General features: G+C 72.2%; 26 protein-coding genes. 19 read left to right on the forward strand and 7 right to left on the reverse strand.

Translation table 11 applies throughout. From position 1 onward, the window contains the following. Positions 1–154: 154 nt before the first annotated feature. From ACIQNU_RS06625 to ACIQNU_RS06640, 4 genes are all read left to right on the forward strand, one after another. On the forward strand, positions 155–1,435 hold the full coding sequence (locus ACIQNU_RS06625; protein ID WP_401361575.1) for an NYN domain-containing protein: 1,281 nt from the start codon (positions 155–157) through the stop codon (positions 1,433–1,435). A 102-nt stretch (positions 1,436–1,537) separates the two neighbouring features. After that, the gene (locus tag ACIQNU_RS06630; protein ID WP_401361577.1) at positions 1,538–2,560 is read left to right on the forward strand and encodes an ABC transporter ATP-binding protein; all 1,023 of its coding nucleotides are present in this window, start codon (positions 1,538–1,540) and stop codon (positions 2,558–2,560) included. A gap of 121 nt (positions 2,561–2,681) precedes the next feature. Next, complete coding sequence (locus ACIQNU_RS06635) at positions 2,682–3,512, forward strand: ABC transporter permease (RefSeq protein WP_401361579.1); 831 nt, start codon at positions 2,682–2,684, stop codon at positions 3,510–3,512. Positions 3,513–3,546: 34 nt separating this feature from the next. Then, positions 3,547–4,296, forward strand: coding sequence for an AAA family ATPase (locus tag ACIQNU_RS06640; RefSeq protein WP_401361581.1), 750 nt, complete (start codon positions 3,547–3,549; stop codon positions 4,294–4,296). 172 nt (positions 4,297–4,468) lie between these two features. Here ACIQNU_RS06640 and ybaK read toward each other — a convergent pair whose 3' ends face one another. From ybaK to ACIQNU_RS06655, 3 genes are all read right to left on the reverse strand, one after another. After that, positions 4,469–4,972, reverse strand: a complete 504-nt coding sequence (gene ybaK / locus ACIQNU_RS06645) for a Cys-tRNA(Pro) deacylase (RefSeq protein WP_401361583.1) — start codon at positions 4,970–4,972, stop codon at positions 4,469–4,471. Between the two features lie 32 nt (positions 4,973–5,004). Next, positions 5,005–5,745: an LON peptidase substrate-binding domain-containing protein gene (locus ACIQNU_RS06650; protein ID WP_401361585.1), complete on the reverse strand. Its 741-nt coding sequence runs from the start codon at positions 5,743–5,745 to the stop codon at positions 5,005–5,007. A gap of 85 nt (positions 5,746–5,830) precedes the next feature. Further along, positions 5,831–7,411 carry an oxidoreductase gene (locus ACIQNU_RS06655; protein WP_401362494.1) on the reverse strand — a complete coding sequence of 527 codons (1,581 nt, stop codon included), beginning with the start codon at positions 7,409–7,411 and terminating at the stop codon, positions 5,831–5,833. Positions 7,412–7,701: 290 nt separating this feature from the next. Between ACIQNU_RS06655 and hisD the strand changes: the two genes are divergently transcribed. Genes hisD through hisF form a run of 8 tightly spaced genes read left to right on the forward strand, consistent with a single transcriptional unit; the run spans position 7,702 to position 13,522 of the window. Beyond that, on the forward strand, positions 7,702–9,039 hold the full coding sequence (gene hisD / locus ACIQNU_RS06660) for a histidinol dehydrogenase (protein ID WP_401361587.1): 1,338 nt from the start codon (positions 7,702–7,704) through the stop codon (positions 9,037–9,039). 5 nt (positions 9,040–9,044) lie between these two features. Continuing rightward, positions 9,045–10,190 (forward strand): histidinol-phosphate transaminase, encoded by a 1,146-nt coding sequence (locus ACIQNU_RS06665; RefSeq protein WP_401362496.1) that lies wholly within the window; start codon positions 9,045–9,047, stop codon positions 10,188–10,190. Next, positions 10,187–10,780: an imidazoleglycerol-phosphate dehydratase HisB gene (gene hisB, locus ACIQNU_RS06670; protein WP_401361589.1), complete on the forward strand. Its 594-nt coding sequence runs from the start codon at positions 10,187–10,189 to the stop codon at positions 10,778–10,780. Before ACIQNU_RS06665 ends, hisB begins: the two co-directional genes overlap by 4 nt. Positions 10,781–10,784: 4 nt before the next feature. Further along, complete coding sequence (locus ACIQNU_RS06675) at positions 10,785–10,949, forward strand: hypothetical protein (protein WP_389891622.1); 165 nt, start codon at positions 10,785–10,787, stop codon at positions 10,947–10,949. 11 nt (positions 10,950–10,960) lie between these two features. Further along, positions 10,961–11,605, forward strand: a complete 645-nt coding sequence (hisH, locus tag ACIQNU_RS06680; protein WP_401361591.1) for an imidazole glycerol phosphate synthase subunit HisH — start codon at positions 10,961–10,963, stop codon at positions 11,603–11,605. Between the two features lie 2 nt (positions 11,606–11,607). Then, positions 11,608–12,336 (forward strand): bifunctional 1-(5-phosphoribosyl)-5-((5-phosphoribosylamino)methylideneamino)imidazole-4-carboxamide isomerase/phosphoribosylanthranilate isomerase PriA, encoded by a 729-nt coding sequence (priA, locus tag ACIQNU_RS06685; protein WP_401361593.1) that lies wholly within the window; start codon positions 11,608–11,610, stop codon positions 12,334–12,336. Continuing rightward, on the forward strand, positions 12,333–12,755 hold the full coding sequence (locus ACIQNU_RS06690) for a RidA family protein (protein WP_401361595.1): 423 nt from the start codon (positions 12,333–12,335) through the stop codon (positions 12,753–12,755). The genes priA and ACIQNU_RS06690 overlap by 4 nt, the downstream gene beginning before the upstream one ends. A gap of 11 nt (positions 12,756–12,766) precedes the next feature. Continuing rightward, the gene (hisF, locus tag ACIQNU_RS06695) at positions 12,767–13,522 is read left to right on the forward strand and encodes an imidazole glycerol phosphate synthase subunit HisF (RefSeq protein ID WP_401362500.1); all 756 of its coding nucleotides are present in this window, start codon (positions 12,767–12,769) and stop codon (positions 13,520–13,522) included. A gap of 126 nt (positions 13,523–13,648) precedes the next feature. On the opposite strand, the gene ACIQNU_RS06700 is transcribed toward hisF, so the two are convergent. The 3 genes from ACIQNU_RS06700 to ACIQNU_RS06710 all read right to left on the reverse strand — a co-directional run bounded on the left by ACIQNU_RS06700 (position 13,649) and on the right by ACIQNU_RS06710 (position 15,542). Then, the gene (locus tag ACIQNU_RS06700) at positions 13,649–14,011 is read right to left on the reverse strand and encodes a hypothetical protein (protein WP_401361597.1); all 363 of its coding nucleotides are present in this window, start codon (positions 14,009–14,011) and stop codon (positions 13,649–13,651) included. A gap of 19 nt (positions 14,012–14,030) precedes the next feature. After that, positions 14,031–15,248, reverse strand: coding sequence for an SPFH domain-containing protein (locus ACIQNU_RS06705; RefSeq protein WP_401361599.1), 1,218 nt, complete (start codon positions 15,246–15,248; stop codon positions 14,031–14,033). Positions 15,249–15,323: 75 nt separating this feature from the next. Further along, entirely contained in the window at positions 15,324–15,542 is a 219-nt protein-coding gene (locus ACIQNU_RS06710) for a hypothetical protein (RefSeq protein ID WP_401361601.1), read from the reverse strand. Positions 15,543–15,708: 166 nt separating this feature from the next. Here ACIQNU_RS06710 and ACIQNU_RS06715 point away from each other — a divergent pair, with 166 nt between their 5' ends. Next, positions 15,709–16,299, forward strand: coding sequence for an ArsR/SmtB family transcription factor (locus tag ACIQNU_RS06715; RefSeq protein ID WP_401361603.1), 591 nt, complete (start codon positions 15,709–15,711; stop codon positions 16,297–16,299). A gap of 114 nt (positions 16,300–16,413) precedes the next feature. After that, positions 16,414–17,649, forward strand: a complete 1,236-nt coding sequence (locus ACIQNU_RS06720; protein WP_401362503.1) for an MFS transporter — start codon at positions 16,414–16,416, stop codon at positions 17,647–17,649. Between the two features lie 45 nt (positions 17,650–17,694). Here the strand turns inward: ACIQNU_RS06720 and ACIQNU_RS06725 are convergent, their stop codons facing one another. Beyond that, a complete protein-coding gene (locus tag ACIQNU_RS06725; RefSeq protein ID WP_401361605.1) occupies positions 17,695–18,330 on the reverse strand; it encodes a TIGR03085 family metal-binding protein in 636 nt (211 codons plus the stop codon). 137 nt (positions 18,331–18,467) lie between these two features. Here ACIQNU_RS06725 and hisI point away from each other — a divergent pair, with 137 nt between their 5' ends. The 5 genes from hisI to ACIQNU_RS06750 all read left to right on the forward strand — a co-directional run bounded on the left by hisI (position 18,468) and on the right by ACIQNU_RS06750 (position 22,302). Next, positions 18,468–18,836 carry a phosphoribosyl-AMP cyclohydrolase gene (gene hisI / locus ACIQNU_RS06730; protein WP_401361607.1) on the forward strand — a complete coding sequence of 123 codons (369 nt, stop codon included), beginning with the start codon at positions 18,468–18,470 and terminating at the stop codon, positions 18,834–18,836. 11 nt (positions 18,837–18,847) lie between these two features. Next, complete coding sequence (locus tag ACIQNU_RS06735; RefSeq protein ID WP_401361609.1) at positions 18,848–20,326, forward strand: anthranilate synthase component I; 1,479 nt, start codon at positions 18,848–18,850, stop codon at positions 20,324–20,326. A gap of 316 nt (positions 20,327–20,642) precedes the next feature. Further along, a complete protein-coding gene (locus tag ACIQNU_RS06740) occupies positions 20,643–21,302 on the forward strand; it encodes a TIGR02234 family membrane protein (RefSeq protein ID WP_401361611.1) in 660 nt (219 codons plus the stop codon). Positions 21,303–21,428: 126 nt separating this feature from the next. Next, entirely contained in the window at positions 21,429–21,650 is a 222-nt protein-coding gene (locus ACIQNU_RS06745; RefSeq protein ID WP_401361613.1) for an HGxxPAAW family protein, read from the forward strand. Positions 21,651–21,939: 289 nt separating this feature from the next. Continuing rightward, positions 21,940–22,302 carry a DUF2752 domain-containing protein gene (locus tag ACIQNU_RS06750; RefSeq protein ID WP_401362506.1) on the forward strand — a complete coding sequence of 121 codons (363 nt, stop codon included), beginning with the start codon at positions 21,940–21,942 and terminating at the stop codon, positions 22,300–22,302. Positions 22,303–22,337 lie beyond the last annotated feature (35 nt).

Raw genomic sequence — 22,337 nt, forward strand, 5'->3', positions numbered from 1 at the left:
ACGCCGAAGATCGAGTTCGGGCCGTTAAGCCCCGCACGGTCGGGCAGACTCGAAGGAAACCCGAAGCGAACCCGCATGCGTTGACCTGTGCGGGCCTCCGACTGTCCTGGAGGGGTCCTTCAGGACACCTCATCAGGGAAAGAGGGTGGATCGCGTGGACCGCTGCATCGTCCTGGTGGACGCCGGGTATCTGCTGGGGGCCGCCGCGAGTCTCCTCGCCGGGGAGCCGTCCCGCTCACGCATCACCGTCGATCACGCCGCCCTGATCCAGGGACTGCGCGAGCGCGCCGAGTCCGACACGGAGCGCCCGCTGCTGCGGATCTACTGGTTCGACGGCGCCCCGGACCGGGTGCCGCAGCCGGAGCACCGCAGGCTGCGCGTGATGCCGCGCGTGACGGTACGGCTCGGTGCGCTGACCCGGAGCGACGGACGGTGGGCGCAGAAGGGCGTCGACGCCGCCATGCACGCAGAGCTGACGGAACTCGCCCGTAACGGAGCGTGCTCCGATGTCGTCCTGGTGACCGGCGACGGCGATCTGCTGCCCGGGATGATGGCCGCCAAGGAACACGGCGTCGCCGTCCACCTGTGGGCCGTACAGGCCGCCGACGGCGACTACAACCAGTCCGAGGACCTGGTCGCGGAGGCCGACGAGCGGCGGGTGCTCGACCGGGCCTGGATCACCAAGGCCGTCCGCGCCAAGGACCTCGGCGGGGTGTGCGCGCCGCCGCCCGCGCCCCGGCCCGAGATCGCGGCGATCCTGTCGGCGCCCCTGCCCGAGTCCGCGATGGCCGCCGCCGCAGCCGAGCGCGCCGCCGTCGAGCGCGCCGCCGTGGAGCGGGCCGGGATCGAGGAGCAGGCCGGGGTGCAGCACGAGTCGGCGGCCCGTACGGAGAACGGCTCGGGGGAGCGCGGGGCCGCCGCCAAGGGTGTACCCACCCCCAAGGACCTCGCCGCCCTGCGCGGTCCCGGGGCACAGCCCGCCCAGCAGCACCCCGCCCAGCACCCGGCCGGCGCCACCCTCCGGTGGTCGTCGGACAAGGGCTGGGTGGACCGGCCTGGGCTGACCACCGAGCCCGCCGACGCCGCGTCCCTGCCGACGCTCGCGCAGCTCACCACCGCGGAACAGCGCTGGGCCGACCGCGAGGAGGACATCACCACGGTCGGCGGCGACCCCTACGAGGTGGGGCAGGTGTTCGCACGGCGCTGGATGGCACGGATGCCCGACCCGGCGGTCCTCCAGAAGCTGTCGACCATGTATCCGCGTATCCCGCACCGCATCGACGGTGAACTGCTGCGGTACGCCGCCCGGTTCGGTCTGCTCGCGCACAAGGACGACCAGATCGACGAGCACGACCGGTATGCGATCAGAGCCGGATTCTGGCGGGAAATCGACATCAGCACGGCGGAACCGGCCGCACCGGTGCCTGGAAACTGACCGGTCCCCACCGGCGTACCCAGCCGGTGTCCCCAGCGGTAGGAGGGTGACGCCGACCCCGGAGCCCTACCGGGGCGGCGGGACCCCGTAGGCTCTCTGCCCGTGAGTACGCGCACCGCACATCCGGGACAAGACGGCGATGTGGTGTGCGCGGTGCGCGATCTGGTGAAGACCTACCCGGCCACCCGTGGCCGGCGCGGCACACCCGCGGCGCCCGAGGTGCGGGCCAACGACGGTGTACGGCTCGACATCCGCCGGGGCGAGATCTTCGGCCTGCTCGGCCCCAACGGCGCCGGCAAGTCCACCCTCGTACGCCAGTTGACCGGTCTGATGCGGCCGGACTCCGGCAGCGTCGAGATCCTCGGCCACGACATCGTCCGCCACCCCGACCGGGCCGCCCGCATCCTCGCCTACCTCGGGCAGGAGTCCAGCGCCCTTGACGAGCTGACCGTCTCGCTCGCCGCCGAGACCACCGCGCGGCTGCGGGGGCTCGACCTCCGGGCGGCGCGCAGGGCACGGGACACCGTCCTGGACGAACTCGCCCTCACCCCGCTCGCCGGGCGCCCCCTCAGCAAGCTTTCGGGCGGACAGCGCCGCCTCGCCTGCGTCGCCGCGACCCTCGTCGGCGAGCGGTCGCTGCTCGTCCTGGACGAGCCCACCACCGCGATGGACCCGGTCGCCCGCCGCGCCGTATGGGCCGCCGTCGACCGGCGCCGCGCCGAACACGGCACCACGGTCCTGCTGGTCACGCACAACGTCATCGAGGCCGAGACCGTACTGGACCGCGTCGCCGTACTCGACCGGGGCCGCGTCATCGCCTGCGACACCCCGGCCGGGCTCAAGGAGCAGGTCGCCGGTGAGGTACGGGTCGACCTGGTCTGGCGCGAGCGCGCGCCGCTGGACATCCCGGAGGTGGCCGCGCTGCGGTCGTCCGCCGTCGAGGAGGGGCGCCGCTGGGTCATGCGGCTCGCCCCCGACGAGGCCCGCGCCGCCGTCGCGGCCGTCACCGGCGGCGCCGCCTTCGCCGCCCTGGACGACTTCACACTGACCACCCCCAGCCTGGAGGACGTCTACCTGGCGCTCGGCGGCAGCGACAGCACCGCCAAGGGGTTGGTGAAGGCGTGATCCCGACCACCCCTACCACCTCGATCACCTCGACCACCCGCAGCCGCGAAGTCAGCGACAGCCGCACAAACGGTCACACGGTCAGCCGCACAGACGTTCGCAGAGACAGGAGCCTCGCACGGTGAGTGTCGTACCCGCTGAGGCGCTGTCCGGTGCCCGCCGGACGCAGCACGGACACCCGGCCGCCCCGGAGGGCCCCGCGCCCCTCGCGCCCCGCACCCGGCTCCGCCCGGCCCTCGCCGCCGTCTACCGCGCCCAGCTCTCCCGCGCCCGCGTCGCCAGGATCCCGCTGCTGTTCGTCGCCACCTTCCAGTCCGTCGGGATCATGGTCCTGATGCGGGGCGTCGTCGACGGCGGGGGAGAAGCGCGCGCCGTGGTCGCCGGATCGAGCGTCCTGGTCGTCGCCTTCGTCGCCCTGAACCTGCTCGCCCAGTACTTCGGCAGGCTCCGCGCCGACGGCGGCCTCGACCACTACGCCACGCTCCCGGTCCCCCCGGCCGCCGTCGTCCTCGGCGCCGCCGCCGCGTACGCCTCCTTCACGGTGCCCGGCACCCTCGCCACCGCCGTCGTCGGCTGCGCTCTTTTCCAACTGCCCCTCACGCATCTGTGGATCCTCGCCGCAGTCGTCCCGCTCGCGGGGGCCGCGCTCGCCGGGCTCGGCGCCGCCCTCGGCCTGCTCGCACCCCGGCCCGAACTGGCAACGCTCCTCGGCCAGTTGGGCATGTCGGCGGCGCTGCTCCTCGGCGTGCTGCCGGCCGACCGGCTGCCCGTCGCGGTGCAGTACGCCCGTGACCTCCTGCCCTCGACCTACGGCGTCGAGGCGTTCGCCCGTACCTTCGGACCCGACCCGGACTGGGCGGCCGTCGCGGTCGACCTGGGGGTCTGTGCCGCCGTCGGCGTCGTCTCCCTGGCGGCGGCCACCTGGGCGTACCGCCGGGCAGCCGTCCGGTGACGCGCGGGCGCGGTGGGCCTGGCACGATGTCAGGGTGACCGCACCGCTGACTCCGCCGCCGCACCACCAGCCGCCGCACCAGCCCTGGGGGGCCGCGTACACCGGTGGGCAGGTACCCCCTACGGCGTACGAGGAGGACGGCCCCGGTATGAAGACCGAACTGCGGCAGGCCGCCGTGATCACCCTCGCGATCACCGTCGGCGGACTCCTCCTCGGGCTCCTGTGGCTCTGGCTGTCCCCGCGCGTGCCGCTGATCGCGTCCGCCGACGCCGTGTACCTCAAGGACACCGAGGGCGAGCAGGCCATCGCCATCGACGGAACGTTTACCCTGCTCGGCCTGGGGTTCGGCGCCGTCACCGCCCTGGTGGTGTTCCTGGTGCGCAGGCGCGGCGGGATCCCGCTGGTCGCCGCGCTGGCGCTGGGCGGACTGCTCGGCTCGGTCGTCGCCTGGCGCTTCGGTGTCTGGCTGGGTCCCACGCAGGACGTCGTGGCGCACGCCAAGGAGGTCGGCAAGGGCATCACCTTCGACGCCCCGCTGGAACTCAAGGCGAAGGGCGCCCTGCTCGCCTGGCCGGTCGCCGCCCTTCTGGTGCACCTCGGTCTGACGGGCCTGTTCGGACCGCGCGACCCCGATCCGTACCCGTACCCCAGCCCGTACGTTCCGCAGGGCCCGCACCCCTTCACCTACGGCCCCCAGGACGGCCGTCCCCCCGCGCCGCCGGTCGGGCCCTACGGGAAGCAGCCGCCCCCGCGCGACGCGCGACCGCCACGCGATCAGCCGTAGCGCGGGTACGCGACGGGGCCGTGCTCACGTTCTCAGGCCGGGCGCCGTCCATGGTTCGCCCGGCGTTTCCTGATCCGCCACTTGCGCTTCCGCGTCCTCTTCGACATGTCCTCGGTACTTAACCGAAGACGGCGTCGCCGTCGAGGGGTCGCGCGGCGGTCAGGGGCGTGCGTCAGCCGCGTCCCACCGGGGCGAGTACCGCGTCCGTGAGGGCCGCCAAGTCGCCCGGGGTCAGCTCGACTTCGAGGCCCCGGCGGCCCGCCGACACACAGATCGTGGGATGCGTCCCCGCCGACTCGTCCAGGACCGTCCGCAGCTTCTTGCGCTGACCGAGCGGGGAGATACCGCCGCGCACATAGCCGGTGACCCGTTCCGCCGCCGCCGGGTCGGCCATCGTGGCGCGCTTGCCGCCGACCGCCGCCGCCAGCGCCTTCAGGTCCAGCGAACCGGCGACCGGCACCACGGCCACCGTCAGCTCGCCGTCCACGTCCGCGACGAGCGTCTTGAACACCCGCTCCGGAGAGACCCCCATCGCCTCGGCCGCCTCCTCGCCGTACGAGGGGTGCGCCGGGTCGTGCTCGTACGCGTGGACCGTGAAGTCCGTACCCGCCGCCGTGAGGGCGACCGTGGCGGGCGTACCACCGGACTGCTGCTGCTTCTTGGACTTCTTGGCCATGGGTGAAGGAACTCTCGGAACTCTCGTGGGGACTAGTTGAGGCTGGTGGGGCCTCGGGTCAGGTCGATCGCGGGGAGGGACGGCAGATTGCGGATCACGGCCGTCTCGGCGCGCAGCAGGGTCAGTTCGTCGCGGAGGCGTGACGCCGTGTCCGGGGCCTGGAGCAGCCGCTGCTTCGTGGGCGTGTCGAGTACGGCCGCCGCCGCGACCAGGTACGACACCACGGACGGCTCGTCCGGCAGGTCCGCGCTGGTCGACAGCGAACGCTCACGGGCGCCCGCGAGGCGCTTCTGATAGGCGCGGAACGCCCGCAGCACGCCCTCGGCCAGGGCGCCCGCCTCGTCCCCGGGCTCCTCGGGCAGCTCCTCCAACTCGGCCGTGAGGAACGGGCCCGAGGCGTCGACCGACAGGAGCTTCACCCGGGTCGTGCCGGTGGCCAGGACCTCGAAGCCGCCGTCGGCGCGCTCCCGCAGCGTGGCCGCGTCGGCGATGCAGCCGACGGTGTGGAACGCCGCCATCGGGTCGTCGCCGAAGCCGGCCGTGGGGCCGCGCTCGGGTACGGCCGTCTGGTCGGGCAGCCCCGGAGCGGTGGACGCGACCTCGTGGCCGTCGCGGATCGCGACGACGGCGAACCGGCGCGCTTCCCCATCCGGAGTCTTGAGCAGGGTGTGCATCATGGCGCGATAGCGCTCCTCGAACACGTTCAGCGGGAGAACGAGCCCCGGGAACAGAACCGAGTTGAGCGGGAACAGCGGGAGCCGGACGGTGGTCACGACGGGCAAGCCTAATGGCCTCCGGGCCTGGCGGGATCCGGGGCGGCTGCCCCAGGCGTCCCGTCGGCCTCCGTGAGCCCCGGTGTCAGCCCCTGCTGAGAAGTCTCGTCGCGCCCGCCGCCACCGCCGTCGCCAGGATCCAGCCCAGGATGATGACCGCCGTCGCCGCCCACTGCCAGGTGCCCGTCAGTCTCCAGTAGCCGTCCTGGCCCAGGTTCATGACCGGGACCAGGAGGTCCAGGGCGAAGAGTGGCGCGTTCCACTCGGGGTGTTCGCCCGGTCTCACCGGGGGGTGGTCCGCGTGCGAGAACGCGATCGCGGACACCGCCCAGAGCACCGCCATCCATACGGCGGCCCGGCCCGGCCGGTACCCATAGGCGACGGTCCAGTCCTGGGCGTACCCCCAGAGCTTCGCGGCGGGCGGCAGGGTCTCGCGGCGGCGGCGCTGCTTCGCGAGCAGGACCTCGCGCGCGTCGGCGTCCTCGCCGCTGTCGCGCAGCACGGCCGCGAGGCGTTCGTACGGCTCCGGGCTGTACTCGGGGGTCGCCGCCGCGATCCACTCCAGGCGCCGGGTGAGCGGGAAACTGCCGACCGGCACCAGGTTCTCGTAGCTGAAGCCGCCCATCTGCAGGCTGCCGGGGCCCGGCCAGCTGGTGGACTTGTCGACCAGGTTGACCACGCGGGCGCCCGACAGGACGACCCGGCCGTGCGGGGGCCGCTCGCCGAGAAACCGCAGCTCCGGGGTCTGCACCCGGCGCAGCGACAGCTCCTGGTCGTCCTTGAGGGTGAACCGGGCGTGCGTCAGGTCGAGCGCGTCCCCGAACCGCCCGTCGTCGAGCCGGATCCCGCCCTGGCACTCGAACCGCTGCACAAGCGTCCCGCGCGCGGGCGTCGTGCCGCTGGTGAACAGCGGGTCGCCGACGCTCGCCGGGGTCAGATACAGGGACCGCTCGACGGTCAGCTGCGGGGCGTTGAGCGCCTGCCTGCCGTACGGATGGCTGAGCCGGCTGCCGCGCAGGCTGAGCGAGACACCGACCTTGGCGCCGCGCAGGCTCAGCTCGCCGTGCGCCTCCATCAGCTCGGCCTGGAGGTCCTGGCCCACGCTCATTCCGTCGCCCATGAGCGCCTTGCCGCGCCGGTCGCCGTGCACCACGGCCTGGTTGAGCAGCAGGTCCGTGGTGATGTGCGCGTCGGTGAGGCGGATGCCGTGGCGGAAGCGGCAGCGCGGCAGATGGAGGTCGCCCTCGGTGTGCACCCGGGCCGCCTCCAGGCGCGGCACGGAGCAGTCGACAAGGCGCAGCGTGGTGAACCGGGCCTCAGGCAGCAGCACCTCGTGGTCGAAGCGGCACCACTTCAGCTCGACATACGGCACGATCTGTCCGCCCGCCAGGTCCAGCACGTCCGTGATGCGCAGGCCCGTCAGCTTCAGGGACGCGACGCGGCCGGACAGCGGTGGCGGTCCGTCCAGGAGGAGCATGCACATCACGCGCGCCCGCACTGTCCGCTCGGGACCCCAGGGGAGGCCGCCGTGCGGGTCGTCGGCCGCCGGGTCACCTCTGCGCAGGTCGTACACACTGCCGTTGCGGAACGCCTGCCACATGCCGATCTCGGTGGCGGTGAGCCCGTCCGGCGGGTCCCCGATGCCGATCCCGGTGCCGTCGATCACCACACTCGCCCTCTCCGTGCGCTCCGTGACTCTCCGTGTTGTCCCCGTTGTTCGTCGTCGTTGATCGTTTGTTGCTGTGCGTGCTCCCCGTGGCTCCCCGTGCTGTCCGCGCCCCGCGTGACTCACCTACTCACGGGTTCGCCATAGTCGGGATGCCCGCTCAGTCACTGTCCGAACACGAAAGGTGAGGATGGTTTCACGCTGAGTGCGTCCATGGGGTCCGAGGGGTGGTGTATCAGCCACTGATACGGGCGCCCGGCGATCTCGGCCGGTCTGCGAGAATTGGGCTCGTGCACTCTCTTTCCCTGGCCCGAATCGATCTGCGCGGCGACGCCCTCCCCGAGGGCGGAGCGCTCCGCGATCTGCTGCCCCGTGCCGAGTTCGACGTGGAAGCCGCCCTGGAGAAGGTCCGGCCCATCTGCGAGGACGTGCATCATCGCGGCGACGCGGCGCTCATCGAGTACGCGCAGAAGTTCGACGGCGTCCAGCTCGACCACGTCCGGGTGCCGGCCGCCGCGCTGACTGACGCGCTGGACCGGCTCGACCCGGCGGTCCGCGCGAGCCTGGAGGAGTCCGTGCGCCGCGCCCGGACCGTGCACCGCGCCCAGCGCCGCGCCCCGCACACCACCCAGGTCGTCCCGGGCGGCACGGTCACCGAGAAGTGGGTCCCCGTCGAGCGCGTCGGCCTGTACGCGCCGGGCGGCCGGTCCGTCTACCCCTCGTCCGTGATCATGAACGTGGTCCCGGCGCAGGAGGCGGGCGTCGCGTCCATCGCGCTCGCCTCGCCGCCGCAGAAGGAGTACGGCGGGCTGCCGCACCCCACGATCCTCGCCGCCTGCGCCCTCCTCGGCGTCGACGAGGTGTACGCGGCCGGAGGCGCCCAGGCCGTCGCGATGTTCGCGTACGGCACCGAGTCCTGCCCCCCGGCGAACATGGTCACGGGCCCCGGCAACATCTGGGTCGCCGCCGCCAAGCGGTACTTCACCGGCCGGATCGGCATCGACACCGAGGCGGGCCCCACCGAGATCGCGATCCTCGCCGACGACACCGCCGACCCGGTGCACGTCGCCGCCGACCTGATCAGCCAGGCCGAGCACGACCCGCTCGCCGCCGCCGTCCTCGTCACCGACTCGGCCGAGCTGGCCGACGCGGTCGCCAAGGAGCTGGAACCGCAGATCGCCGCGACCAAGCACGTCGAGGACCGGATCGTGCCCGCCCTGGAGGGCCGCCAGTCCGCGATCGTCCTGGTCGACGGAGTGGACGAGGGCCTGCGTGTCGTCGACACCTACGGCGCCGAGCACCTGGAGATCCAGACCGCCGACGCCGCCGCCGTCGCCGACCGCGTCAAGAACGCCGGCGCGATCTTCGTCGGCCCCTTCTCGCCCGTCTCGCTCGGCGACTACTGCGCGGGCTCCAACCACGTCCTGCCGACCGGGGGCTGCGCCTGCCACTCCTCGGGCCTGTCCGTACAGTCCTTCCTGCGCGGCCTGCACATCGTGGACTACACCCGCGACGCGCTCGCCGACGTGGCCCACCATGTCGTGACGCTCGCGGACGCGGAGGACCTGCCCGCGCACGGAGCGGCGGTCAAGGCGAGGTTCGGATGGAAGGTTCCCGAGAGCAAGTGAGCGACGTGCACCAGACTGGCGTACCCCACGCGACCGGCGTACGCATCGACGACCTCCCCGTCCGCGAGGAGCTGCGCGGCAAGTCGCCCTACGGGGCGCCCCAGCTCGACGTCCCCGTGCGGCTGAACACCAACGAGAACCCGTACCCGCTGCCCGAACCGCTGGTCGAGCGGATCGCCGAGCGGGTCCGTGAGGCCGCACGGAACCTCAACCGCTACCCCGACCGGGACGCGGTGGAGCTGCGCACCCAACTCGCCGCCTACCTCACCCGCACCGCCGGGCACCCCGTCACCCGCGAGAACGTCTGGGCGGCCAACGGCTCCAACGAGGTCATCCAGCAGCTCCTCCAGACCTTCGGCGGCCCCGGACGCACGGCGATCGGCTTCGAACCGTCGTACTCCATGCACGCCCTCATCGCGCGCGGCACCGGCACCGGCTGGATCTCCGGGCCGCGCCGCCCCGACTTCACGATCGACACCGAGGCGGCCGGGCGCGCCATCGCCGAGCACCGGCCCGACGTCGTCTTCCTCACCACCCCCAACAACCCCACGGGCAACGCCGTTCCGCCCGAGACGGTCCTCGCGCTGTACGAGGCGGCGCAGGCCGCGAAGCCGTCGATGGTGATCGTGGACGAGGCGTACGTCGAGTTCAGCCACGGCCACTCGCTGCTGCCGCTCATCGAGGGACGGCCGCATCTCGTCGTCTCGCGGACCATGTCGAAGGCGTTCGGCGCGGCCGGGCTGCGCCTCGGCTATCTCGCCGCGGACCCCGCCGTCGTGGACGCCGTGCAGCTCGTCCGGCTGCCGTACCACCTGTCGGCCGTCACCCAGGCGACTGCGCTGGCCGCCCTGGAGCACACCGACACGCTCCTCGGCTATGTCGAGCAGCTGAAGACCGAGCGGGACCGGCTCGTCACCGAACTGCGGGCCATCGGCTACGAAGTCGTGGAGTCCGACGCCAACTTCGTGCAGTTCGGCCGCTTCGAGGGCGAGGGCGGCGCGCACGAGGCCTGGCGCAGCATCCTCGACCGGGGCGTCCTGGTCCGGGACAACGGCGTACCGGGGTGGCTGCGGGTCTCCGCGGGAACCCCCGACGAGAACGACGCGTTCCTCGACGCGGTACGTGAACTGAAGAAGGAGCAGAGCGCATGAACCGCGTCGGCCGAACCGAACGCACCACCAAGGAGACCTCCGTCCTGGTCGAGATCGACCTGGACGGCACCGGCAAGGTCGAGGTGTCGACCGGGGTCGGTTTCTACGACCACATGCTCGACCAGCTCGGCCGGCACGGCCTGTTCGACCTCACGGTGAAGACCGAGGGCGATCTGCACATCGACTCGCACCACACCATCGAGGACACCGCACTCGCGCTCGGCGCCGCCTTCAAGCAGGCGCTCGGCGACAAGGTCGGCATCTACCGCTTCGGCAACTGCACGGTCCCGCTGGACGAGTCGCTCGCCCAGGTCACCGTCGACCTCTCCGGGCGGCCCTACCTCGTGCACACCGAGCCCGAGAACATGGCGCCGATGATCGGCGCGTACGACACGACGATGACCCGGCACATCCTGGAGTCCTTCGTCGCGCAGGCGCAGATCGCGCTGCACGTCCACGTGCCGTACGGGCGCAACGCCCACCACATCGTGGAGTGCCAGTTCAAGGCCCTGGCCCGCGCCCTGCGGTACGCGAGTGAGCGCGACCCGCGCGCCGTCGGCATCCTCCCCTCCACGAAGGGCGCGCTGTAATCCCATGAACGGACTCGCCACCGTCCTCATCGTCGTCGGGCTCTTCCTCGTCGGCGGGATCATCTCCTTCTTCAAGCAGGGGATGCCCCGGTCCCTGATCACCCTGCTGTCCATCGGCGCCGGCATGTGCCTGGTCGCCGGTGTGCTGCGGCTCGACTACTGGAACTGAGGAGGCCGCCGATGAGCACCTCGCCCAAGAAGGTGGTCGTCTTCGACTACGGCTTCGGGAACGTGCGCTCCGCCGAACGCGCCCTCGCGCGCGTGGGCGCCGACGTCGAGATCACCCGCGACTTCGACAAGGCCATGAACGCCGACGGACTCCTCGTGCCCGGCGTCGGCGCGTTCGCCGCCTGTATGAAGGGCCTGCTCGGCGCGCGCGGCGACTGGATCATCGACCGTCGGCTCTCCGGCGGCCGGCCCGTCCTCGGCATCTGCGTCGGTATGCAGATCCTCTTCGCGCGCGGCATCGAGCACGGCGTCGAGGCGGCGGGCCTGGACGAATGGCCCGGCACCGTCACGCCCCTGAAGGCCGAGATCGTGCCCCACATGGGCTGGAACACCGTCGTACCCCCCGCGGATTCACGGCTCTTCGCGGGCCTCGACACGGACGCCCGCTACTACTTCGTGCACTCCTACGCGGTCCACGACTGGACCCTGGAGACGACGAACCCGGCGATACGCGCCCCGCTGGTCACCTGGGCAACCCACGGCGATCCCTTCGTCGCGGCCGTCGAGAACGGCGCCCTGTGGGCCACCCAGTTCCACCCCGAGAAGTCCGGTGACGCCGGCGCCCAGCTCCTCACCAACTGGATCGAGACCCTCTGATCATGGCTCAGACGCTAGAACTCCTCCCCGCCGTAGACGTCCGCGACGGCCAGGCCGTCCGCCTGGTGCACGGCGAGTCCGGTACGGAGACCTCGTACGGCTCCCCGCTGGAGGCGGCCCTCGCGTGGCAGCGGTCGGGCGCCGAGTGGCTGCACCTGGTCGACCTGGACGCCGCGTTCGGCACCGGCGACAACCGGGAGCTGATCGCCGAGGTCACCCGGGCCATGGACATCAAGGTCGAACTGTCCGGCGGCATCCGCGACGACGCCTCGCTCGCCGCCGCCCTCGCCACCGGCTGCACCCGCGTCAACCTCGGCACGGCGGCCCTGGAGACCCCCGACTGGGTCGCCAAGGTCATCGCCGAGCACGGCGACCAGATCGCCGTCGGCCTCGACGTACGCGGCACCACGCTGCGCGGCAGGGGCTGGACCCGCGACGGCGGCGATCTGTACGAGACGCTGGAGCGCCTCAACTCCGAGGGCTGCGCCCGCTATGTCGTCACCGACATCGCCAAGGACGGCACCCTCCAGGGCCCCAACCTGGACCTGCTGCGCAGTGTCTGCGCGGCCACGGACCGCCCGGTCGTCGCCTCCGGCGGCGTCTCCTCGCTCGACGACCTGCGCGCCATCGCCGAACTGGTCCCGCAGGGCGTCGAGGGCTCCATCGTCGGCAAGGCGCTGTACGCCAAGGCGTTCACGCTGGAAGAGGCGCTGAAGGCGGTCGCGTCATGACCGAGGCCGTCCGGCGGGTGCAGAACGGGTCCCCGTGGGAGGACTCCATCGGCTTCGCGCGCGCCGTCGCGGCGGGCGACCGGGTCCTGGTCGCCGGCACCACCTCGTTCCGGGGTCCCGTGCTGCACGGCGAGGGCGACCCCTACGAGCAGGCCAAGGTCGCCTTCGCCAACGCCCTCGCGGCGATCGGCGAGTTCGGCCTCGGTGCCGACTCCGTGATCCGTACGCGGATGTACCTCACGCATGTACGGGACGTGGACGCGGTGGGCCGCGCGCATCTGGAGCTGTTCGGCGCGGTCCGCCCCGCGGCGACCCTCGTCGTCGTGACCGGCTTCGTCGACCCGCGCATCCTGGTCGAAGTGGAGATCGAAGCCTTCCGGGGAGCCCCCGCCGGAGACACGGCGGAGGAGAGCCGATGACGAAGGGTGACATGACCCTGGCCGTCCGGGTCATCCCCTGCCTGGACGTGGACAACGGCCGGGTCGTCAAGGGCGTCAACTTCCAGAACCTGCGCGACGCGGGCGACCCCGTCGAGATGGCCAAGGTGTACGACGCCGAGGGCGCCGACGAACTCACCTTCCTCGACATCACCGCCTCGTCCGGCAACCGCGAGACCACCTATGACGTGGTGCGCCGGACCGCCGAGCAGGTCTTCATCCCGCTCACCGTCGGCGGTGGCGTACGGACCGCCGACGACGTGGACAAGCTGCTGCGGGCCGGCGCGGACAAGGTCGGCGTCAACACCGCGGCTATCGCGCGGCCCGAGCTGATCCGGGAGATCGCGGAGCGATTCGGGCGGCAGGTCCTCGTGCTGTCCGTGGACGCCCGCCGGACCCCTGCCGGGACGTTCGAGGTGACGACGCACGGAGGGCGTGAGGGTACGGGCATCGATGCCGTGGAGTGGGCGCACCGGGCCGCCGAGTTGGGGGCCGGGGAGATTCTGCTCAACTCGATGGACGCCGATGGGACCAAGGACGGGTACGACCTGGAGATGATCGCGGCGGTTCGCAAGCATGTTTCCGTTCCGGTCATCGCGTCCGGCGGTGCGGGGCGCCTCGCGGATTTTGCGCCCGCGGTTGCCTGCGGCGCTGATGCGGTGCTTGCTGCCTCTGTTTTTCATTTTGGGGATTTGCGGATTGGGGATGTGAAGAGGGTGTTGCGGGAGGCTGGGCATCCTGTGAGGTAGCCGTTGGATGGGTTTTGCGCAGTTCCCCGCGCCCCTTGTCGGGGGGTGCGGATCGTTGTGCAGTGCGGGCCGTGCGGGGCTGGGGTTTTGCGCAGTTCCCCGCGCCCCTTGTGTGTGTGCCGTTGGCTATGAGCGGTGTAGCCAGTGGGATCTGCGGGGGGTGGGGGGTTGTTGGTTTGTCTTGGGTGGGGTGTCTGTTGGGGGGTGTAGGCCCTCTGTTGAGTAGTCCGTTCGGGCTATCGCCTCCACCATCTGGTCGTCCGTGAAGTCCTCCGAGCCGGGGATGTGCGGGACGAAGCCGACCAGGGTGCCCTCGCTGACGACCTCCGCGTCCAGTCCCGCCGCCCCGTCGATGTCCCAGAGGGCCTCCAGGTCCTCGTCCAGGACCACCCGTACGCCGAACTCGTAGACCCCCGCGTCGACCACGTGCGCCATCACGTTCCGCGCCCGCAGTGCCGCGACCAGACGGCCCGCCCGTTGCTCGTCCATGCCCGGTCCTCCTCGTTCTTCACTTCTTCTCGGGTGCCTTGTCCGCCGCGCGGAGCGACGGGCGGCCGTTGACCGCCGGGTCCGCCGGCTCCGCCGGGGGAGTCGCCGGCTGGAGCGAGTGCAGGATCGCCAGGCCCTGCCCGACCACGCCGGCCGCCACCTCGTTCACACCGTCGGTGCCGTTGAGGACGGTGAGCGTCGCGCCGGACATGGCGCGGGCCGCCGCCTCGGCGAGCGCCGGCAGGTTCTCCACGACCCGGTTGGCCGCGATCAGCTCCTGGTTGCCGTCGCGCAGCGAGGCCGCGCGCGCGGAGTTCGCGTCCGCCTGGGCCTGGGCGAGGGTCCGCTCGGCGTAGGCACCGCCGTCCGCCTCGAACTTGACCTGGTCGCGCTTGGCCTCGGCGAGCGTGCGCTGCCGGTACGCCTCGGCGTCCGCCGGACGCCTGACCTCGGCCTCCAGACGCTGCGCCGCTAGCCCGGCCTGCCGCTCCGCCAGAGCCGTCTGCTCCTCGATGACCTGCTGGGTCGCCTTGGCCTGGGCGAGCGGGCCCGCCTGCGCCGCACGGGCGTTGTACTGCTCGGTCTCGGCCAGGAAACCGGCCCGCTTGATCGCGGTGTCCCGTTCGTACTCGGCCTTCAGCGCGGCGGCCTGCTGCTCGCGCTCGGTGGCCTCCTGGTCGGCCCTGGCCTGGGCGATCCTCGCCTGGCTCGCGACCGCCGCCGCGTGCGGAGCCGCGAGGTTGTTGATGTAGCCGGTGGCGTCCTCGATCTCCTGGATCTGAAGGGCGTCCACGACGATGCCGAGCTTCTCCATCTCGCCGTGGCTGCCCGCGACGACCTCCTGGGCCACGCGGTTGCGCTCGCGGATGATCTGTTCGACGGTCAGCCCGCCGATGATGGACCGGAGGTGTCCGGCGAAGATACGGCCGACCAGTTCGTCCATCCGGTTCTGCTCGGACAGGAAGCGCCGGGCCGCGTTGGCGATCGACACGGCGTCGTCGCCGACCTTGAACACGCATACCGCGCGCACCGCGAGGCGTATGCCCTGCTGCGTGACGCAGTCCTCGGCGATCTCCGCCTCACGCAGCGCCAGGGACAGCATGCGGGCCTTCTGCTTGACGGGCATGACGAAGCTGCCGTGCCCGGTGACGATGCGGAACTGTGTGTCCTGCACCTGCCGCTTGGAACCCGAGATGAGCATCGCCTCATTCGGTGCGGGAACCTGCCAGAACAACATGGGAGACCACCTGACCTGCTTCAAAGCTTCATGGCTTCATGGCTTCGTGGTGGGAACACGCCCTGCGGGCGTCCCTCACGTCGGCAGCGGTTCGACCCTCACCGACCGCGCCGAGATCATGTCGACGACAACTACACGGGTGCCTCTGCCGATCGGCGTCACCGACCAGGCCGCGTAGACCTCCGAACCGCCGCGCACGCTCACCAGCACCTCACCCGGACCGTCCGGAGGGATCGGCACGGTCACTGTGCCGACCGCCCCGACCGGGGTCTGTGCCGCATCATCCTCGCGCATAGGCCCTCTGCAGCCGACGACCACCAATCCCTTGCGTTCAACGGTACTCCGGGACGCCCGGCGGGGTCCGTCCGAAGGGTCCGTCCAGGGTTCGGCCCAGCAGTTCCGCAAGGAAAGTTGCGCAACTTATATTGCGCAAGATTTCTTTCCTAACTAGGCTGCCCGCATGACGGAACGCGAGGGAAATCGACGTATCACCGACCTGGAAACGCTCAAGGCGTTCGGGCATCCCCTGCGGATGAGGCTGTACCGGGCGCTGTTCATCGCCCGGACCGCCACCGCGTCCCAACTCGCCGACGGGGTCGGTGAAGCGGTCTCCCTGACCAGCTACCACCTGCGCAAACTCGCCGAGCACGGTCTGATCGAAGAGGCCGAGGGGGAGGGCACGGACGGCCGGGAGCGCTGGTGGAAGCCGGCCTCGCACGGCCTCAGCTTCCGCGACGAGGACTTCAGCGACGCCCCCGAGAAGGTCGCCGTGAAGGCCGCCGTCACCCGCCTTTTCTTCGAGCAGCAGGCCGAGTTGTACCGCTCCTATCTGGACCAGACGGGTGTCTGGCCCACCGAGTGGAGCAACGCAGCCACGGCCTCCGAGTACATGCAGCGCCTGACCGCCACCGAACTCGCCGAGCTGAACGCCGAGATCGACGCCGTGATCAGGCGCTCCGACCAGCGCGCGAGGGCCGCCGAGGCCGCGGGCGACACCGAGGGACGGGAGAACGTCGCGGTCCACGTGTACGGCTTCCCGTTCCGGGCCTGAGGGGGGACGGGGATGTCACACGTGCCGCAGGGGACGGAAACAGGGACCGAGGGCGAGATCGGGGGAGGGACCGAGGACGGGATCGGGAGCGGGGTCGGGGCGGGTCCCGTGGACTTGGAGGCGGGGGAAGGCAAGTCTCCGCGCCCCGCCCACCGCGACGGCAACGTCCTGCGCTGGCTCGGCGCCTACGCCTCGTCGATGATCGGCGACAACATCTACTACCTGGCCCTGTCCTGGGCCGCCGTCCGCGCCGGCACCCCCGCCGAGGCCGGTCTCGTCATGGCCGTCAGCGCCGTGCCGCGGGCCCTGCTGATGCTCTTCGGGGGCGTGCTGGCCGACCGGTTCGGACCGCGCCGGGTCGTCATCGCGTCCGACGCGGTCCGCTGCGCCGCCGTCGTCGCGGTCGCGGGCGTGCTGCTCGCGACCAGCCCCGCGCTCTGGCTGCTCGCCGCCCTCGCGATCGTCTTCGGCATCGTCGACGCCGTGTTCCTGCCCGCCGTCGGCGCCCTCCCGGTCCGCATCACCACCCGCGACCAGCTCGCCCGCGTCCAGGGTCTGCGCGGGATGGCCGTACGCGTCGCCCACGTCCTGGGGGCGCCCCTGGGCGGCCTCTGCGTCGCACTCGGCGGCGCCGCCACCGCCTTCGGGATCGCCGGGCTGCTCTTCGCCGCCTCGCTGCCCCTGCTGATGTCCCTCCGCGTCCGGGACCTCCCCGCCAAGACCGACGACACGCGCCCCGGCGGTGCCTGGGGGGACCTCGCGGACGGCATGCGTCACATCCGGCGCAGCCGCGTCCTCGCCCCGCTCCTCGTCGTCATCGCCCTCAGCGACCTCGGCTTCGTCGGCCCGCTGAACGTCGGCCTCACCCTCCTCGCCGACGAGCGCGGCTGGGGCGCGTCCGGCATGGGCTTGATCCTCGCCGGGTTCGGCGTGGGCGCCGGGGCCGCGTCCCTGACGCTGGCCGTGTGGGGACGTGTCCCGCGCGCGGGGCTCGTCCTGTCCCTGACCGCCGTCGCCGGTTCGCTCTCCATCGCGGGCCTGGCCCAGGCCACGGCCGTGTGGTCCGCCGTCGCCATGGCCGTCGCCGTGGGTCTGCTCGCCGGGCTCAGCGGCGCCCTGTGCGGCGCCCTCGTCCAGACCGAGTCCGATCCGGCCTTCGTGGGCCGCGTGATGTCCGTGTCGACGTTCTTCAGCCTCGGCATCGCCCCGCTCACCTTCCCCATGACGGGCGCCGCCGTCGGCCTGTGGGGCACCGGCCCGGTCTTCACGGCGAGCGCCGCCTTCGTCTGCCTGGGCGGGGTGTACGGGCTGCTGCGCGGGCCGGTGCGCAGGGCGGAGCTACCGCGCTGACCCCCGGGAGGGTCCCTGGGGCGGCCTTATGGCGGTGGCCCCGGCTCAGAGGCCGAGCTGCTTCGTACCGCGGAGCTTCTCGATGGCTTCCTGGTCGCCCTCCACCTGCACGTCCGCGACGTCCTGGCGGCCGAACGCGAACATCGTCAGCTCGCCCGGCTCCCCGGTCACCGTCACGACCGGGGCGCCCTTGTGCGCCACCACCGTCTGGCCGTCCGTGCGCCGCAGCACGAGACCGACCGGCGCCTTGCGGCCCAGCATCCGGGCGGCCCGCTCAAGGCGTGACCACAGGGTGTCCGAGAAGACCGGGTCCAGAGGGCGCGGGGTCCAGTCCGGCTGGGCACGGCGTACGTCCTCGGCGTGGACGTAGAACTCGACCGCGTTCGACACCTCGTCGATCTGCTTCAGCGCGAACGGCGAGAACCGGGGCGGACCCGTACGGATGAGCTGGATCAGCTCCTCGTACGGCTTCGCGGCGAATTCGGCCTGCACGCGCGCGAGGCGGTCGGCCAGCGGTTTGATAAGGATTCCGCCCGCCGCGTCCGCGCGGCGCTCACGCACCACGACATGCGCGGCCAGGTCGCGCGTGAGCCACCCTTCGCACAGGGTCGGCGCGTCGGGGCCCGCACCCTCCAACAGGTCGGCGAGGAGCAGTCGTTCACGCTTGGCATGGGTCGACATGCCGTCAGCCTACGGCGACGCCTCCGGCGCTGCCACGGGACGTACGCCGTCAGGACACGACCCGCGGCGTCCGGTGGGGCGTCCAGCGACCGGACGGCGGCGCCGGGATGTCGTACCCGTCGCGCACAATGGCAGACATGACCAGCACGCCCGCCGCGCCCAGTCCGCTCGACCCCGAGATCGCCGCCCGCCTCAAGCGCGGCGCCGACGGCCTCTTCCCCGCCATCGCCCAGCAGTACGACACGGGGGAGGTGCTGATGCTGGGCTGGATGGACGACGAGGCGCTGCACCGCACCCTGACGACGGGCCGCTGTACTTACTGGTCCCGCAGCCGCCGGGAGTACTGGGTGAAGGGCGACACATCGGGCCACGCGCAGTACGTGAAATCGGTGGCCCTCGACTGCGACGCGGACACCGTCCTCGTCAAGGTCGACCAGGTCGGAGCCGCCTGCCACACGGGCGACCGGACCTGTTTCGACTCCGGCGACCTGCCGCTGGGCCAGTAGGGTCACCGGCCATGGACCTGGAGACCTTCCGCAAGCTGGCCGGCGACCGCCGTGTGATCCCCGTGAGCCGCAAACTCCTCGCGGACGGGGACACGCCCGTCGGGCTCTACCGCAAGCTCGCCGCCGAGCGCCCCGGCACGTTCCTGCTGGAATCCGCGGAGAACGGGAGGTCGTGGTCGCGATACTCCTTCGTCGGCGTCCGCAGCGCAGGCACCCTCACCGAGCGCGGCGGCCAGGCGCACTGGCTGGGCACCCCGCCGGTCGGCGTCCCCGTCGACGGGGACCCGCTCGCCGCGCTGCGCACCACCGTCGAGGCCCTGCACACCCCCCGCGACCTGGCCTCCGGGATGCCCCCCTTCACGGGCGGCATGGTCGGCTATCTGGGGTACGACATCGTGCGCCGCCTGGAGAAGATCGGCCCCGGTGAGCGCGACGACCTGAAGCTCCCCGAACTGACGATGCTGCTCACGTCCGACCTGGCCGTCCTGGACCACTGGGACGGCTCGGTGCTGCTCATCGCCAACGCCATCAACCACAACGACCTCGACACGGGCGTCGACGAGGCGTACGCGGACGCGGTCGCCCGGCTCGACGCCATGGAGGCCGACCTGTCGCGGCCGGTCGCCCAGCCGGCCGCCGCGCTCCCGCCGTCCGAACTGCCGCCGTTCACCGCCCTGTGGGGCGGCCCGGACTACCAGGTGGCGGTCGAGGACATCAAGGAGCGCATCCGCGCGGGCGAGGCGTTCCAGGTCGTGCCGTCGCAGCGGTTCGAGACGCCCTGCACGGCGAGCGCGCTCGACGTCTACCGCGTCCTGCGGGCCACCAATCCCTCGCCGTACATGTACCTGTTCCGCTTCGACGGCTTCGACGTCGTCGGGTCCTCGCCCGAGGCCCTGGTCAAGGTCGAGGACGGCCGCGCGATGGTGCACCCCATCGCCGGTACGCGGCCCCGGGGCGCGACACCGCAGGAGGACCAGGCCCTCGCCGAGGAACTCCTCGCGGACCCCAAGGAGCGCGCCGAACACCTCATGCTGGTCGACCTCGGGCGCAATGACCTGGGGCGCGTCTGCGAGCCGGGTTCCGTCGAGGTCGTCGACTTCATGTCCGTCGAGCGGTACTCGCACGTGATGCACATCGTGTCCACGGTCACCGGCCGCGTCGCCGACGGCCGCACGGCGTACGACGTCCTGACCGCCTGCTTCCCCGCAGGCACCCTCTCCGGCGCCCCGAAGCCCCGCGCGATGCAGATCATCGACGAACTCGAACCGTCCCGCCGGGGGCTGTACGGCGGCTGCGTCGGCTACCTCGACTTCGCCGGCGACTCGGACACCGCCATCGCCATCCGCACGGCCCTCCTGCGCGACGGCACGGCATACGTCCAGGCAGGCGCGGGGGTAGTGGCCGACTCGAACCCCCAGGCAGAGGACACGGAATGCCGCAACAAGGCGGCGGCGGTGCTGAGGGCGGTCCACACAGCGAACCGCCTGTAGCCGACACCGACCCCACCGCCACTTCTGTCGGCTTGGCACCGCCGGGGTCCACGCCGTGGGCTGAGCAGGGTTGCGGCGGGATTGTTTTCCCGGCGAATCCGGGCACGCACATCCTCTTCCGGCCGCAGCGGTGCTCAGCCCCCGGTCGGGTCATCGGCGGTGCCGAGTCGCCTTGCCACCTCCGTGTGGGTCCCGGCTCCGCCGGGGTTGGATTCCGCCGCAGCGGTGCTCAGCCCCCCGCCGGGGTCAGCGGCGGTGTCCCTCTGCCTCTGCCCCCGGTCTCCTGGCATTCCGGTCCTTGCGGGATAGTGGGGAGGTGACTTCTGCCGTGCCGCCCCATTCCGTCCCCGGTACCGACGCCGCTCTCGGTGTGAGTGCCGGCGCCCGAAGCCGGTCCACCGTCGGACGGACACTTGGTGCCGCCCTCCTCCTCGGTGCCGTCGGCTCGGCCGTCGTGCTGCTCGCTTCGCGGCAGGGCTGGGCCTCCGGCAAGGCGATCGTGCCGGGCGGAACGTTCCCGCTGACCGTCAAGGGCAGCGACGTCACCGGTGTCCCCGCGGCCCTCGCGATAGTCGGCCTCGCCGCCCTGGTCGCCGTGTTCGCCGTCCGCCGCTCCGGCCGCCTCCTGGTCTCCGCGCTCCTCGCGCTCAGCGGCGCCGGCACCATCGCCGCCGCCCTGATCGGCGCGGCCGACCGCGCCGGACTCGACGGGAAGGCCGAGGAGGTGGCCGGCGGCGGCATCGCCGGCATCAGCGACCTCAGCCACACCGCCTGGCCCTACGTCGCCGCGCTCGGCGGCCTCCTGATCCTGCTCGCGGGCCTGCTCGCCCTGCGCTACGGCAGCGGGTGGCCCGCCATGTCGGGCCGCTACGAACGCGACGGCACCCCCCGCCCCCGTAAGGCCCCCACCGTCGACCCCGACCGCCCCGAGGACATCTGGAAAGCCCTCGACCGCGGCGAGGACCCCACGGGCTGACGACGCGCGGCGGCCCCACCCCGCGCTCACCCTCGGCGACCACGTACGGGACAATGGGCGACGAGCATCCGGCTCACCAAACGTGCAGCACACACGCAGCACACATACAGCAACGAGGAGCAAGCCATGGCGGGCAGCAGCCACGGTCACACCCCGGCCGCCTGGACCGGTGTCATCATCGTCTTCATCGGTTTCTGCGTCGCGGGTGCCTTCATGGTCATGGCCAACGCGATCGGCTTCTGGGTCGGTATGGCCGTCATCGCCGTCGGTGGCCTCGTCGGCGGTGCCATGCGCCTGGCGGGCATGGGCCAGCGCCGTCCGCAGCAGCCCGCCGGCTCCGAGAGCTGAGCCCCCGGCACACCCGCAGACCGCACCTGAGGCGGGCCCCGGCAGCACGCCGGCGCCCGCCTCCCGCGCGTACGGAACCCGCCCCACGCGCCGCACCGACACCCGTACCCCCACCCGTCGCGCGCCCCGTGCGTCCCCGGGGCAGAATGCTCGCGTGACCGCCGAACCCGAGAGCGCCCAGGCCCCCGGCCACCCGTACGCGCTCCCGCCTCCGCAGGGCCCGTACCTCGCGTTCGCCCCCGCCCCGCCCCGGGGCAACCTCGCCCGGCGGCTCCTCACCCCCGTCGGTGTGCTCGGCTCGGTCGCCGCCGCCTTCGCGTACGTCGGCAGCGTCGACCCCAACCAGCCCGGCCACTACCCGGCCTGCCCCCTGCTGCGCCTCACTGGCATCTACTGCCCCGGCTGCGGCGGTCTGCGCAGCGCGCACGCCTTCATCCACGGCGACCTGGTGACCGCGCTCGGCGCCAACGCGCCCGCCGTCATCGGCTACGGACTCTTCGCCGTCCTGTGGGTCGTCTGGGCCGTCCGGGCGGCCCGGGGACAGCCCCTGAGGATCGTGCCGCGCCCGGCGGTGCTGTGGAGCGCGGGCGCCCTCGTGCTGCTCTTCACCATTGTCCGGAACCTGCCGTTCGGTGGCTGGCTGCATCCTTGATCACCAGGAGAACGTCCAGGTAATGGGACCACGCG

The organism is Streptomyces sp. NPDC091292 (genome assembly GCF_044757265.1).
GTDB lineage: Bacteria > Actinomycetota > Actinomycetes > Streptomycetales > Streptomycetaceae > Streptomyces.